This window comes from Streptomonospora mangrovi, assembly GCF_027604915.1.
Lineage (GTDB): Bacteria > Actinomycetota > Actinomycetes > Streptosporangiales > Streptosporangiaceae > Streptomonospora > Streptomonospora mangrovi.
Genome location: NZ_JAJAQC010000015.1, coordinates 13,384 through 26,491 on the forward strand (window position 1 = coordinate 13,384; position 13,108 = coordinate 26,491).

The following is a 13,108-nucleotide window of genomic DNA, read 5'->3' on the forward strand; positions in this document are numbered from 1 at the left end:
GGTTTGGCGGGCCTGTCGGGCGGTGGTGGTCCGCCCGGCCCGTGTCGGGGCTGGTCATCCGGCCCCGAGGGGCGGGCTGCGGCCGCCGGGCCGGCCCCACCCCGCTGCCCCGGCGCCGGTGCCGGCGCCGCACCGGCCTCCTCCTGCCCTCGCCCCGCCCTAGGACGGCTCCTCCTCCGGGGAGGGGGACCGCGACACCGACGGGGTGGGCGGGGTGGGGGTGGCCGTGGGCGGCGGCGGGGTGAGGGGGCGGTCGGGGTCCTCCTCGATGTGGCGTTCGATCTGGGCCGAGGTCAGACCCAGGCCGCCGAGGGTGACGTCGTCCCACGCCTGGAGGCGGTCGGTGCGCGGGTCGATGTACAGGACCGACGCCTCGTACGGCGTGGGCTCGTCGGCGGCCCGGTCCAGGCCGCGCAGTCCCGCGCCGCCCGTCGACCCCTGGGCGAAGAACCGGGTGCCCGTAGGCTCCACCTCCGTCCACCGGTCGTGCCCGTGGCCGGCCAGCACCAGCGGCACCCGCCCGCTGAACGCCTGCGCCTGCGCCGGGTCGTGCAGGACCGCGATGTCGACCGCCTCCTCGGCCCCGGCCGTCTCCTCCGCCTGCTCGGCGCCGATCGCGGCCAGTTCCTCGTCGTCGGGGTTGTCGCGGGTCTGGTCGGGGGAGAACCGGGGGTCGCCGGCGCCGTAGAAGGTGATCCCGCGGACCTCGGCCGTGCCGCCGTCCAGCACGACCGCGTTCTCCTGGGCCTCCACCGCCCGCTGCGTCCCCATGGAGTCGTGGGCGCCGCGCACCCACACGTACGGCACGTCCAGCGACCCGATGTCGTCGACGAAGACGTCCTCGGCGGCGCTGCCCCGGTCGGTGATGTCGCCGGTGTCCACGACGACGTCGATCTGGAACTGCTCGGTCAGCGACCGGATGACGTTCCACGACGCCGGGTTGAGGTGGATGTCGGACACGTGCAGCACGCGGATGGTATCGTCGTCGTTCTCGTAGACCGGCAGCGCCGAGGTCGCCTCGTAGAGCTGCGACACGTTGCCCACCAGTCCCGCCAACTGCTCGCGGTACTGGGAGAACCGGTTGACGACGTTCTCGGCGCTGCCCACCACCTGCGGCGCGCCCGCCAGCAGGCCGGTATAGCGGGGTTCGGCGATGGCGGCGGGGTTGAAGGTGGCATAGGTCAGCCCGCCCGCGCCGGCGAGCACCCCCAGCGCCGTGAGCGCGCTGAACCCGGCCCGCCGCCAGTCGCGGAACACCGCCAGGGCCGTCAGCGCCGCGCCCAGCACCGCCGCCACCACGGCCTGGACGAACAGCCGGATCACGCCGGTGCGCAGCTCGGAGCCGATGCTGGCCGCCATCCGGTCGATCGCCTCGGGGTCCTGGAACATCTCCTCGGCCGCCGAGAACCGGATCTCGGAGATGCCGGCCTCGAAGCGCAGCGGGGCGGCGTGGGTGTCGAACTCCAGCTTGCCCAGCGGCGACACGTCCAGGACGGTCTCGCCGTTCCAGTCGGGGCTGACGCTCAGCTCGATGTCGGCGGGGCCGATCGGCGTGACGACCTGCCCGCCCAGTGCCAGGCCCAGCCAGCCGCCCAGCAGCCCGGCGGCCACCACGGCGGCGACGCGCCAGGCCCGGCCCCGGCGGAGCCGGGCGAACCGGCCGGCCAGGGCACGCCCGGCCGCGGCCAGGCGGGGGCGGAGGCGCGACAACACCCCTCCATCATGCCCATGAGCCCGCCCGGCCAACGTGTCCCTCGCCATGGCCGCGCGCCGACGCGCCGGATCCGCGCCGGGGCCGCGCCCCGGGCGGGCAGGGACGCGGCCCCGGGCGGGCAGGGACGCGGCCCCGCCGGGCGGCCGTCCCGGCGGCCCAACGGCGGCCCACCGGCAGTCCTCCGGCGGCCTTCCCGGTCGGCGGGCGCGGCGGCCTCCCCGGCGTCCTGCCCGGACGGAACTGTGGCCCACCCCACTCGTGCGGCGCGGCGGTGTGCGGGAGACTGCATGGCGTGGTCGAACTCACGCGTGGCCGGTTCGAGGAGCTGGTGGCCGAAGCCTTGGACACCATTCCCGGCGAACTCACCCAATTGATGGACAACGTGGTAATCACCGTCAGCGAGTCCCCGCCCGAACCCGGTCTGCTCGGACTCTACGAGGGCGTTCCGTTAACCGAACGGGGTGACGGCTATTACGGGTTCCTGCCGGACCGCATCTCGATCTACTGGCGGGAGATCTGCGCGGTCTGCGCCACTCCCGACGAGGTCGTGGAGCAGGTCCGGATTACCGTCGTCCACGAGATCGCCCATCATTTCGGCATCGACGACGACCGCCTCCACGAACTGGGGTGGGGCTGAGGACGGCCGCGCCGGTCCGTCCTCCCTCGTGGGGGCCGCGGCCCCGCCGGGGCGCCCGGGGGCCGCGCCGTCGATTCGGCTACGGGTGTGCCACCCTCCATTGATACAACACCCAATGCAGAGGAATCGTGACATAGCGACCTGTTTAGTGATTGGCACGCATGGCGACACACGACGGCATATGCAAAACGCCTACAACAAAACAGACACGAATTCCGGCAAACCGCTTGCGAACGCACCGCCCAATCAGGAACGGTAGGTGATCAGACAACAACTATGCGTTATCCCATTGAGCAAGGGAGTCCGGGTGGGTAATCCGCGCACGGGCAGCCACAAGGCCAATGTCCCCCCGCAGCCGGGCGGCGACACCCCTTCGCCGCGCCCGCAACCGGACACCGATCCCACCGTCGAGGCGCCGGCTCCCCCGGGCGGCCCCGAAGCGCCCGGCGGGTCCGAGGCTCCCGACTCCCCTGGGACTCCCGGCTCCCCCGGCGCTCCTGGCTCCCCTGACTCCCCCGGCGCCGCCGCCACGGCTTCCGGCGCACCCGCCTCGCCCGGAGGCGCCCCCACGGCCTCCACCGCCCCTGAGACTTCCGGCGCACCCGCACCTCACGGAGCCCAGGCCGCCCCCGCCTCTCCTGACGAATCCCCCGGCTCCCCCGCCCCCGACTCCTCCGGCGCCTCCGGCGGGCCTCCCGAGGCCCCCGGCGCCGGCGCGGTCAGCGACCCCGCCGCCTCGCCCCCGCCCCAGCAGGAGCCCGCGCCCGCCCCCGACTGGCGGCGCAGCTACCGCGAGGTCATGGGCATGCGCGAGTTCCAGGCGCTGTGGGTGGCCCAGGCGCTGTCCATGACCGGCAACTTCCTGCTCAGCGTCGCCGTCACGATCCTCGTCTACCAGCAGACCGCCTCCGCGCTGGCCGCCGGGGTCACCCTGGCGCTGACCTTCGCGCCGCAGATCATCGCCGGCCCCCTGCTGTCGGGCCTGGCCGACCTCTTCCCGCGCCGCCGGGTCATCGTCTGCTGCGACATCATCAGAGCCGCGCTGGTCATCTGCATCGGCATCCCCGGCATGCCCATCTGGGGCATCTGGGTGCTGCTGTTCTGCTCGATCCTGCCGATGGTGCCGTTCGCCGCCGCGCGCGCCGCGCTCATGGCCGAGATCGTCCACGGCGACCGCTACGTAGCGGCCTCCGCCATCATCCAGCTCACCACCCAGGCGGGCACCCTGGTGGGGCTGGCCGCCGGCGGGTGGGTGGTCGCACTCATCGGCCCCAACTCCGCGGTCATGTACAACGGCCTGACCTTCCTGGCCTCGGCCGCCATCATCCAGTTCGGGGTGCGGTTCCGCCCGGCCGCGCGCCAGGACGCCGAGGAGCGCCCGTCGCTGTGGCAGGTCACCCGCGACGGCACGCGCCTGGTCTTCGGCGACTCCCGGCTGCGCACGCTGGGCCTGTTCGCCTGGCTCGCGGGGATCTACATGATGCCCTACGGCCTGGCCAACCCCATCGCCGACGAGGTCGGCGCCGGCCCCACTGCCGCCGGGTTCATCATGGCCGGGCACTCCATGGGCGCGGTGGTCGGCGGGTTCGTGCTGACCCGGCTCATCAACCCGGCCACGCGCATGCGGCTGATGGGCCCCATGGCGGTGGCGGCCTCGGCCCCGCTGCTGGTGTGGTTCGCCCATCCGCCGCTGTGGGTGATGGTGGTGCTGCTGGCGCTGTCGGGCATGGCCGCCTCCTACCAGTTCGTGGCCAACGCCGCGTTCGTGCTGTGCGTGCCGCCCGAGGGCCGCGGCCTGGCGTTCGGGCTGGTGGCGGCGGGCCTCCAGGCGGTGCAGGGCATCGGGATCGCCCTGGCCAGCCTGCTGGTCGAGGTCGCCAGCACGCACGCGGTCATCACCGGCGCGGGGATCGCCGGGGTGCTGGCCGCCGCCGCGCTGGCCGTGCCGTGGGCGCGGATCTCCCAGAGCGCCATCGACCGCATGAACACCGAGACGGCCTGAGCGCCGGGCCGCGCCGCTAGCGCCAGGCGGGCGCCGTGCGGGTCGGGTGCTGGGCGGCGTGGGCGGGGCGCGCCTCGCCGCCGGATTCGGCGTCAGCCGCGTGCGGGGCCAGCGGCCCGCGCCCGGGCCGCGTGTCCCCGGTGTCGCCCCGCCGGGCGTCGAAGGCGTGGGGCAGCCGGGAGACAAACCCCGACCTGGCGCGGAGCGACCACATCACAGCTCCGACTTCTTGCCCTGGAAGTTGCGGACGATGTGCTCCAGGACGGAGGACTGTCCGCCTTCCTCGGGCATCACCAGCCAGGCGATGATGTAGAGCACGATCCCGCCGCCCATCAGCGTGAGCACGGCGAAGATCAGGCGGATGATGTTGGGGTCGACGCCGACGAACTCGCCGATTCCCCCGCACACGCCGGTGAGGAGCCGCTGGCCGCGGCTGCGCCGAAGGGTCTTCTTGCCGAAGTTCTCGTTCATGTCTCCAGCCTGCCCGCCGCGCGCCGGTTTGCCCATGGGGAAGCCCCCTGGGGATCCCCTGATGCAACCCTGACCGCCCCGGGGACGCCCCGGGGACGGCCGGGGGACGGCACGGGTGGGCCGGGGCCGGTCCGGGAACGGTGGCAGTGGGGGCGGCGCGTCACTCCGCCGAGGGGTCCAGGGCGATGACCGCCTTGATGTCGTCGGGCTCGGGGGTGAACGCCCGCAGCGCGTCGGCCACCGGCACGCGGCGGGTGATCATGCGCTCCAGCCATGAGGTGTCGGCCTTGGCCAGGACGTCGGCGGCCAGCTCGTAGTGCCGCAGGTTGGCGTTGACCGAGCCGACCACGGCGTCGTTCTCCAGCACGATCTCGCGGTTGATGGTGCCCGCGTCCACGGTGAGGCTGCGCCCGCGCGGCGAGACGCCGGTCAGGACCACGATCCCGTAGGCGGCGGTGCCCGACATCGCGTCGAACACCACCTTCCCGGCGCCGGTGGCCTCCACGACGACGTCGGGCCGCAGCGCGCTGACCACCCGCGCGCTGTCGCCGGTGTGGTAGTTGGCGCCCAGGTGGCGGACCAGCTCGGGCTTGGGGCCGTCGGCGACCCGGTCGAGGACGTGCACCTCTAGACCGCGCTGCACCCCGATCAGCGCGGCGAGCAGCCCGATGGGCCCGGCGCCGGTCACCAGCACCCGGCGCGGCTCGAACCAGGCCCGCGCGCCCACCCGGTCGACCTGCTCCCACGCCTTGGCCACGACCGTGGTGGGCTCCATGAGCATGCCTACGCGCTCCAGGCCGGGGTCGAGGCGGACCGCGTAGTCGGGCTCCACGCACCACGCCTGGGCGCCGTAGCCGTCGAGCCCCTTGATGCCGCGCTCGGTGTAGCGGCCGTTGCGGCACATGTCGAACTCGCCGTGCGCGCAGGCGGGGCAGGGGATGGGGTCGGGGCGGCGGACCACGCCGACGACGAGGTCGCCCTCGGCGAACCCGCTGCCAGGGGGCGCGCTGCGGACGCGGCCCAGCGACTCGTGGCCAAGCACCATCCAGTCGCGCCCGGCCGGGGGGTCGCCGTACTGGGCGTCGGCGATCTCGCGGTCGGTGCCGCACACGCCCAGGGCCAGGCCCTGGACCAGCATCTCGCCGTCGGCGGGTTCGGGGTCGGGAAGTTCCCGGACCTCGACCGATCCCCGCTGGGACGGGCGGACTGTCACTGCGCGCATGGCGGGTGCCTCCCTGAGCGGCCTCTTCGCGTTCTCTGGGGGGTGGCCTTGCCGCCAGCGGCGCGGTGAAACCTGCGGGTGGGGGCGAAGGGGCAGGGGGGACCGGGAGTGGGGGGCAGGCGGGGGTCAGGAGTCCTCGCGGGCCGCGCGCCACTCCGGGGCCAGCACCGACCAGACCTCCATGTCCAGGCGTCTGCCCCGGTAGGGGAAGCTCTCGCGCAGCACGCCGTCGCGGACCATGCCCAGGCGCCGCGCCACGGCGATGCTCGGTGCGTTCTCGGCGGCCACCAGCCACTCCACGCGGTGGATGCCGCGCTCCTCGACCGCCCAGTCGATGAGCACCCGTGCGGCGCGGGTCACCAGGCCCCGGCCCACCGCCGTCGGCTCCAGCCAGCACCCGGCCTCGGCGGTGCCCATGCGGAGGTCCATGGTGCGGAACAGCACGCCGCCCACGAGCGTGCCGCCGAACCAGATGCCGTGGATGCGGGCGGTGTCGGCGGCGGCCCGCTCGGCGTAGGACTGAAGGAAGGACCGGGCCGAGGGGAGGTCGGTGACGGCGTCGGCGAGCGCGATGTGGCGGCCGATGAACTCGCGGCCCCGGTCCATGTGGTCCAGGAACTCCTGCGCCCGCCACGGCTCCAGCGGCCGCAGCTCGGCGCCGTCGTCGCCCAGCGAAACCGTGTACATCCGCCCCTCCGCTCCCCCGCAGGCCCGCCCGCGCGGCCGACCGCCAGCCACCTTAGCCACTCGGGCCGCACCTCCGCCGCTCGGCTCCCCCGGGCTGTGGACAACCCGACAGGCCGGTAATCCAGGGGCATCCGGGATGCCGACACCGCTATACTGCAAGGTGGGCCGTTAGCTCAATTGGCAGAGCTGCTGACTTTTAATCAGTAGGTTCCGGGTTCGAGCCCCGGGCGGCCTACCGCCACCAGCACGTCACGCGGCCCCGGAGCCAGGCTCCGGGGCCGCGTTCGTTTCGGCTGTTCAGCAGGGGTTCAGAGGGTGTCGGCCTCGGCCAGGAAGGCGGCCATCGGGCCGGGGGTGCGCTCATGGGGCCGGCCGCAGCAGGCGTTGGGCGACCGTGACCAGGAACGCTCGGTGCTCCGCGCGGTTGTGCGGGGTGTCGGGGTCGGTGCCCAGGATCATGTCGCCCAACTGGGGGGCGTACAGGGTCCACTCGGCCATGCCGATGAGCAGGAGCAGCACCCGGCGGGGGTCCAGGGCCGGGTCGAGGTGGCCGTCGCGCTGGGCCTGGGCCAGTGCCGCGATCTTGGCCTGGTAGCTGGCGGAGCGCTCCGCGTGCCGGGGCGCCTCGCGGGGCTTGAGGGACAGCGCCTCCCACTGCACCAGGCGGACGAGTTCGGGGTGGTCCGCGCAGTAGTCGAACAGCTCGCCGACGAACGCGTCGATCGCCTCGGGCCGCAGTTCCACCGCCGCCGCCAGCCGGTCGAGCTGGTCGGCGAGGACGATCCCGAACAGCGCCGCCTTGTCGCCGAAGTACTCGTAGATGGCCCGCTTGTTGGCCTGGGCGGTGTCGGCGATGCGGTCGATGCGGGCGCCGTCGATCCCGTGCCGGGAGAACTCGGCGACGGCGGCGGCGAGGATGCGCTTCTTGGTTTCGGCGGCACTTCGTGGCATGGCCTCCCCAGTCTGCCAGCCCCCTACCGAACGAACTGGTTCGTTTGTTACTGTTCGGTGCACTCCGCGGCCGGGGTACGCGCCCCTCGGCCGCACCGGGCGCGCGCGGCCCGCTCCCCGCTCCGCCCGTCTCCCCGCGGCCCCCGGCGCCGTTTGGCAGCCGAGGGACGCCGCCCACTCGACACGGTAAGGACGTATCCCCATGTGCCACGCGTGCGCGACACCACCGGACGACGACGAGGGCACCGGCGCGGCCCCCCGCCCGCGCCTCAGCCGACGAGGCCTGCTTCGCGGGACCTTCGCGGCGGGCGCGGCGGGCCTGGCCGCCCACGCCCTGGGCACCGCCGCCGTCCCCGCCCCCGCCCTGGCCGACACCTCCGGCGGCGGCCACGGCGTGCGCCTGCGGTGGCTGGGCATCGCCGGGTGGGAAATGGCGTTCGACGGCCACCGCGTGCTGGTGGACCCCTACCTGTCGCGCCAGGAGTACCGCACCGGCGGGTCGCGGATGGACCCCGCCAAGCCCATCGCCACCGACGCGCGGATCATCGACTGGGTGCTGGAGCACCACCTGCCCCAGGCGCCGGAGTTCATCCTGGTGACGCACGGGCACTGGGACCACCTCGGCGACGTCGCCGCGCTGCTGTCCCACCCCCGGTGGCGGGACAGCCGGATCCGGGTGTTCGGCAACGAGACCCACCTCAACCTGATCCGGGCGATGGGCGTGCCCGCCGACCGCGAGGCCGACCTGGTGCTGGTGACCGGCGGCGAGCACCTGCGCTACCCCCTCAAGGACGCCGACCACCCGCGCCCCGCCTACACCGTGGAGGTCTTCCGCAGCCTGCACAGCCAGCTCGGCGGCTACGGGTTCTCCCCGGCGGGCACCCTGACCTCGGTCCCGCCCAAGCCGACCACCCTCGGCGAGCTGGTGGAGGGCGGCTCGCTGGCCTACCAGGTCACCGTGACCGGGCGGCTGAGCGTCATGTTCCTCAGCGGCACCGCCAACTTCGACGCGCGCGAGGTCGCCCACACCTCACCCGACGTGCTGGTGCTCGGCGCCAGCGGCAACGCCGCCGTCCACGACTACTTCCGGCGGGCGCTGACGACGCTGGACTGGCCCGCGACCGTGATCCCCACCCACAACGACGACCTGGTGACGCCGCTGGACGACCCCGGCGTCCACGACACCGCCAACCGCGCGGTCGTGGCCGAACTGCGCGAACTGGTGGGCGACCGGGGGCGGGTGCTCGACCCCCGCCACCTGGAACCGTTCACGGTCTGACGGCCGCGGACCCCCAGCCATGCGAGACAGGGAAGAGGAACCCATGCCCACCACCCCCCACTCTGCCCGCCAGGGCCGGGCGCGGCGCGCCGCGGCGGCGGGCGCGGCGCTGGCCCTGGCCGCCGCGCTGGCGGGCTGCGCCGCCGACGACGGCGCGCCCGAGCGGCCCTCGGCGTCCGCATCGGCGTCGGCCTCGGCGTCGAGCGCGCCCGAGCCGCGCGTGCGCGCGGACCTCGAAGCGGTGTTCGCCGACGCCGGGGTCAACGGCACGTTCGTCGCCTACGACAGTGCCACCGGCGAGACCACCGTGGTCAACCCCGAGGAGATGGACGAGCGGGTCCAGCCCGCCTCCACCTTCAAGATCCCCAACTCCCTCATCAGCCTCCAGGCCGGGGCGGTGGAGAGCGCCGACGAGGTCGTGCCCTACGGCGGCGAGCCGCAGCGCGTGGACAAGTGGGAGCACGACATGAGCATGCGCGAGGCGATCCGCATCTCGGCTCTGCCGATCTTCCAGGAACTCGCCCGCCGGGTCGGGCACGAGGAGATGGGCTCCTGGGTGGAGCGGTTCGACTACGGCAACCGCGACATCGGCGGACCCGACCGGATCGATCAGTTCTGGCTGCACGGCCCGCTTTCGATCTCCGCCGCCGAGCAGGCGCTGTTCATGGAGCGGGTGGCGACCGGCGACCTGCCGGTGGACGCCGAGCACGTCGCCACGCTGCACGACATGGTGCGCCAGGACATCGACGACCCCGAGGGCCGCGACCTGTACTGGAAGTCGGGGTGGGCCGACGGGCCGGAGCTGATGCCGGGGTGGATGGTCGGCTGGGTCGAGGACGGCGATGACGTCACCGCGTTCGCGCTGCGCCTGGAAATGGAGAGCGACGCCCACGCCGACCTGCGCGAACCCATGACACGCGAACTGCTGGACGAGCTGGGCGTGCTGCCGGCCGGGACGGACTGAGCCCGCCGGGGGCGCGGGCTTCGCGCGGTCCCGCCGACGCCGGCGGGGCCGGGGCGGCAGCCCCGGCGGAGTCGACAGGACCGAGCGGGACCGAGCGGGACCGGCAGAAAACCGGTGGGACCGATCCCTGCGGCCCGTCCGCCCGCGCGGCGGGCGGGCCGCAGCGGATGCGGGCGGGCCTCAGCGGATGACGGACACGATCCGGCAGGCGGCCTCGGCCAGGCGGCGGTCACCGGCCGTCCGCGCCCGCGAAAGCGCCGCGCCGGTGTCGATGGCGCGCACGCACAGCCGCCACGCGGTGGCCGCGTCGAACTCCACCTCGGCCGCCGGGTCGCCGCCGGGGTCGTCGGCCAGGGTCCAGGAGCCGTCGGCGGTCGCCGTCGCCGTCCACTCCCCGCCGGCCGGGCCGCCCACGGCCACGCGCACCCGGGTGCCGGCGGCGGCGGGGGCGGTGCGCAGGGTGTGCGGCAGCGCCCGCATGAAGGTGTCGACGACCTCGCCGAGCGGGTGCGGCCCGTGCTCGGGGCCGTCCTCGGCGGGGCGGCCGGTGGCCAGCCGGATCTGCTGGCGGTGGGTCCAGTACTCGGTGAAGTCGCGGGCGCAGTCGAGCCACAGCGGCGCGGGGTCGGCGCCCGCCCACGACACCGGCAGCGCGGGGGCGTCGGGGCCGGCGGACGCCCACGCCTCGGCGACGCGGCGGCCGGTCAGTTCGAGGGCCTCGATGAGCAGGGGCGGGCTGATGCGGCGCGTCGCCTCGACCCACTCGCGGTTGGCGCGGTGGATGAACGCCTCGAACGCCTCGCCGGGGCGGGGGCGCGGGCCGCCGGGGTGGGCGTCGCGCAGGTGGGCCAGGCGGTTGTAGTCGTCGCCGAGGAGGTGCAGGGCGAGGTCGTGCACGCTCCAGCCGGGCACCGCCTCGGCCCGCCATTCGGCGGGGGTGAGGACGCGCAGCAGGTCCAGCAGCCGGGCGCGCTCGGGGCCGAACAGGGCGCGGGTGTCGAGCGGGGGTCCGAGCCAGGAGAAGTCCGACATGGCCACACCGTAGTGGAGGGGCGGGGCGTCGGGCAGGGGTTTTCCGGGGGCGGGCGGGCGCGCGGTCAGCGGCGGCGGGCGGCCGTGGTCTCGATGCCGGCGAGGAGCAGGTCGAGGCCGAAGGCGTAGTGGGCGTCGGGGTCCTCGCACGCGCTGAGGGGGCCGGCCGCCTCGATGACGTGGGGGAAGCGGTCGGGCGGCAGCGCCGCCAGGTGGGCGCGGGCGCGGCGGCGGGCGGCGGCGGCCTCGTCGGTCTCCTCGGCGGGCGCGGTGGCGCGCCCGGCTTGGCCGACGAGGTCGGTGACGGTGCTGAGCGCGTGCCGGGCGACCTGCGTGGCTTCGTCCGGGGAGAACCCGGCGCGCCGCAGGACGCCGAGCACGGCCTCGGTGGCGCGCAGGCCGCTTTCGGACATGGTGCCGCGCGTGGCCAGGAGCGGGGCGGTGGCGGGGTGGGCGCGCAGGACCTCGACCATGGCCTCCAGCACGCCCCGCAGTTGGCGCTGCCAGGGGGCGGAGGGGTCGAGGGTGGCGGCGATCCGGTCGTGGACGCGGTCGTAGACGCGGTCGACCATGCCGTCGAGCAGGTCGTCCTTGCTGCGGAAGTGCCAGTAGAGCGCCATGGGGGTGACGCCGAGTTCGGTGGCCAGGCGACGGATGGTCACCGTCTCCAGCCCGTGGGCGTCGGCGAGCGCGAGCGCGCCGTCGACCACCGCGCGGGGGGTGAGGGTCGTCCTGTCGGCGGAGGACCTGCGGGTCTGCTGAGGCATCGCTTGACGATCGTACAGCGTACAGGTTAACGTGCGCCTTGTACGTCGTACATGTACGCCGTACATGACGGATGAGGTGGGGAGCGGCCATGCTGGGGAAGAGACGGCACGATCGGAAGAAGTGGCCCCCGGGGGCGGCGGCGGGAGCGCCGGGGACAGCGGGGACGGTGGGGCCGCTGAGGACGGCAGGGCCGAGGCGGGCCACCGGCCGGCGGACGCCCGAGCCGTACGCGCCGGGCACGGAGCCGCGCCCCTCGACCGCCCTGGGGCCGCCACCGGAGCCGCCAGGCCCGCAGCCGGGACGCGTCGTCGCCGTGCCCGTGCCCGTGGAGGGGGAATCCGGCAGGCACCGCCCCACCACCGCAGCGGGCACAGCCGCCGCCCGGAGACCCGCCACCCGCCCGGCGACCGGAACAGCCGGAGCCGTCCACCCCGATTGGGGGCACCCGGCCAAGCCCTCGGGGGCGGACTCGGGGGGCACGCGCGGGACCGACACGGCGGATCCGGTCAGCACGGACGCCGCCGACCGCACGGGCATCGGCGCAGCCGGTTCGGCCGGCGCGGTCGGCGGGGCGCGGCCGTGAGCGGGCGGGGCGGGGGCGCGGGGCAGCGGCTCGCCGCGCGCATGGTGCCCGACGGCTGGGAGCCGCCGCAGTACGCCCGGGTCAAGCCGCGACTGCTGGCGCCCCTGGCGGGCGAGGTGGTCGAGATCGGGCCGGGCGCCGGCATCAACCTCGGGTACTACGGCCCCGGCGTGCGCTGGACCGGCGTCGAGCCCAACCCCCACCTGCACGAGCGCATCCGGCGCGGCGCCGCCCGCGCCGGGCTGTCCGCCCGGCTGATCCCCGGCCGCGCCGAGCGCATCGACGCGGCCGACTCCAGTGTCGACGCGGTGGTGGGCACCCTCGTTCTGTGCTCGGTGGCCGACGCCGACCGGGTGCTGGCCGAGGTGCTGCGCGTCCTGCGGCCGGGCGGGCGCTACGTGTTCCTTGAGCACGTCGCCGCGCCGCCGGCCACGCGGACGCGGCGCGCCCAGGACGTCCTCTCCCCGGTGCTGCGCCGGCTGCCGGGCGGCTGCCGCTACAACCGGGAGACGGGGGCGGCGATCGCGCGGGCGGGGTTCGGGGCCGTCGAGCACGACGGGTTCGACCTGCCGGTCTCCTTCGGCCTGGAGCTGCCGCACATCGCGGGGACGGCCGTCAAGTGATCCGCGTCGCATCCGGTGGGGGGCGGGGCACCCCCTCCCGCGCGGTCGGCGGGCGACGCGGCCCCGGCCCGGCGGTGAATGCGGGGCGGCGACGCGGTGACACCCGGCCCCCGCCCCGTCCTCCCGGCCCCCGCCCGCGCGGACGTGCGGTGCCGCGCCGGGTGAGGTGGGCGGG

General features: G+C 75.0%; 13 protein-coding genes and 1 tRNA gene. 6 read left to right on the forward strand and 8 right to left on the reverse strand.

Annotation, left to right across the window (positions count from 1 at the left end):
* Positions 1-159 precede the first annotated feature (159 nt).
* A complete protein-coding gene (locus LG943_RS10480; RefSeq protein ID WP_408648577.1) occupies positions 160-1,761 on the reverse strand; it encodes a metallophosphoesterase family protein in 1,602 nt (533 codons plus the stop codon).
* A gap of 245 nt (positions 1,762-2,006) precedes the next feature.
* Between LG943_RS10480 and LG943_RS10485 the strand changes: the two genes are divergently transcribed.
* Positions 2,007-2,351, forward strand: a complete 345-nt coding sequence (locus LG943_RS10485) for a metallopeptidase family protein (RefSeq protein WP_270072040.1) — start codon at positions 2,007-2,009, stop codon at positions 2,349-2,351.
* Between the two features lie 799 nt (positions 2,352-3,150).
* Positions 3,151-4,353, forward strand: a complete 1,203-nt coding sequence (locus tag LG943_RS10490) for an MFS transporter (protein WP_408648581.1) — start codon at positions 3,151-3,153, stop codon at positions 4,351-4,353.
* 16 nt (positions 4,354-4,369) lie between these two features.
* Here LG943_RS10490 and LG943_RS10495 read toward each other — a convergent pair whose 3' ends face one another.
* From LG943_RS10495 to LG943_RS10510, 4 genes are all read right to left on the reverse strand, one after another.
* On the reverse strand, positions 4,370-4,567 hold the full coding sequence (locus LG943_RS10495; RefSeq protein WP_270072041.1) for a hypothetical protein: 198 nt from the start codon (positions 4,565-4,567) through the stop codon (positions 4,370-4,372).
* Entirely contained in the window at positions 4,567-4,824 is a 258-nt protein-coding gene (locus LG943_RS10500; RefSeq protein ID WP_270072042.1) for a PspC domain-containing protein, read from the reverse strand. The genes LG943_RS10495 and LG943_RS10500 overlap by 1 nt, the downstream gene beginning before the upstream one ends.
* Before the next feature lie 160 nt (positions 4,825-4,984).
* Entirely contained in the window at positions 4,985-6,046 is a 1,062-nt protein-coding gene (locus tag LG943_RS10505) for a glucose 1-dehydrogenase (RefSeq protein WP_270072043.1), read from the reverse strand.
* A gap of 126 nt (positions 6,047-6,172) precedes the next feature.
* On the reverse strand, positions 6,173-6,733 hold the full coding sequence (locus LG943_RS10510) for a GNAT family N-acetyltransferase (RefSeq protein ID WP_270072044.1): 561 nt from the start codon (positions 6,731-6,733) through the stop codon (positions 6,173-6,175).
* A gap of 162 nt (positions 6,734-6,895) precedes the next feature.
* Here LG943_RS10510 and LG943_RS10515 point away from each other — a divergent pair.
* Positions 6,896-6,968 (forward strand) — tRNA-Lys (locus LG943_RS10515).
* A 125-nt stretch (positions 6,969-7,093) separates the two neighbouring features.
* On the opposite strand, the gene LG943_RS10520 is transcribed toward LG943_RS10515, so the two are convergent.
* On the reverse strand, positions 7,094-7,684 hold the full coding sequence (locus LG943_RS10520) for a TetR family transcriptional regulator (RefSeq protein ID WP_270072045.1): 591 nt from the start codon (positions 7,682-7,684) through the stop codon (positions 7,094-7,096).
* Between the two features lie 202 nt (positions 7,685-7,886).
* On the opposite strand from LG943_RS10520, the gene LG943_RS10525 reads away from it, so the two are divergent.
* Both LG943_RS10525 and LG943_RS10530 read left to right on the forward strand, forming a co-directional pair.
* The gene (locus LG943_RS10525) at positions 7,887-8,963 is read left to right on the forward strand and encodes an MBL fold metallo-hydrolase (protein WP_270072046.1); all 1,077 of its coding nucleotides are present in this window, start codon (positions 7,887-7,889) and stop codon (positions 8,961-8,963) included.
* Positions 8,964-9,006: 43 nt separating this feature from the next.
* Complete coding sequence (locus LG943_RS10530) at positions 9,007-9,927, forward strand: penicillin-binding transpeptidase domain-containing protein (protein ID WP_270072047.1); 921 nt, start codon at positions 9,007-9,009, stop codon at positions 9,925-9,927.
* A gap of 180 nt (positions 9,928-10,107) precedes the next feature.
* On the opposite strand, the gene LG943_RS10535 is transcribed toward LG943_RS10530, so the two are convergent.
* On the reverse strand, positions 10,108-10,959 hold the full coding sequence (locus LG943_RS10535; protein ID WP_270072048.1) for a maleylpyruvate isomerase N-terminal domain-containing protein: 852 nt from the start codon (positions 10,957-10,959) through the stop codon (positions 10,108-10,110).
* A gap of 65 nt (positions 10,960-11,024) precedes the next feature.
* Positions 11,025-11,726, reverse strand: coding sequence for a TetR/AcrR family transcriptional regulator (locus tag LG943_RS10540; protein WP_270072049.1), 702 nt, complete (start codon positions 11,724-11,726; stop codon positions 11,025-11,027).
* Positions 11,727-12,306: 580 nt separating this feature from the next.
* Between LG943_RS10540 and LG943_RS10545 the strand changes: the two genes are divergently transcribed.
* A complete protein-coding gene (locus LG943_RS10545) occupies positions 12,307-12,933 on the forward strand; it encodes a class I SAM-dependent methyltransferase (RefSeq protein ID WP_270072050.1) in 627 nt (208 codons plus the stop codon).
* Positions 12,934-13,108 lie beyond the last annotated feature (175 nt).

What these genes read in the sequence shown, in the direction of transcription:
- LG943_RS10530 (WP_270072047.1), top strand. Translation starts at nt 9,007, where the DNA reads ATGCCCACCACCCCCCACTCTGCCCGCCAGGGCCGGGCGCGGCGCGCC.
- LG943_RS10540 (WP_270072049.1), bottom strand. Translation starts at nt 11,726, where the DNA reads ATGCCTCAGCAGACCCGCAGGTCCTCCGCCGACAGGACGACCCTCACC.
- LG943_RS10510 (WP_270072044.1), bottom strand. Translation starts at nt 6,733, where the DNA reads ATGTACACGGTTTCGCTGGGCGACGACGGCGCCGAGCTGCGGCCGCTG.
- LG943_RS10535 (WP_270072048.1), bottom strand. Translation starts at nt 10,959, where the DNA reads ATGTCGGACTTCTCCTGGCTCGGACCCCCGCTCGACACCCGCGCCCTG.
- LG943_RS10520 (WP_270072045.1), bottom strand. Translation starts at nt 7,684, where the DNA reads ATGCCACGAAGTGCCGCCGAAACCAAGAAGCGCATCCTCGCCGCCGCC.
- LG943_RS10495 (WP_270072041.1), bottom strand. Translation starts at nt 4,567, where the DNA reads ATGTGGTCGCTCCGCGCCAGGTCGGGGTTTGTCTCCCGGCTGCCCCAC.
- LG943_RS10525 (WP_270072046.1), top strand. Translation starts at nt 7,887, where the DNA reads ATGTGCCACGCGTGCGCGACACCACCGGACGACGACGAGGGCACCGGC.
- LG943_RS10490 (WP_408648581.1), top strand. Translation starts at nt 3,151, where the DNA reads ATGGGCATGCGCGAGTTCCAGGCGCTGTGGGTGGCCCAGGCGCTGTCC.
- LG943_RS10500 (WP_270072042.1), bottom strand. Translation starts at nt 4,824, where the DNA reads ATGAACGAGAACTTCGGCAAGAAGACCCTTCGGCGCAGCCGCGGCCAG.
- LG943_RS10505 (WP_270072043.1), bottom strand. Translation starts at nt 6,046, where the DNA reads ATGCGCGCAGTGACAGTCCGCCCGTCCCAGCGGGGATCGGTCGAGGTC.
- LG943_RS10480 (WP_408648577.1), bottom strand. Translation starts at nt 1,761, where the DNA reads ATGGCGAGGGACACGTTGGCCGGGCGGGCTCATGGGCATGATGGAGGG.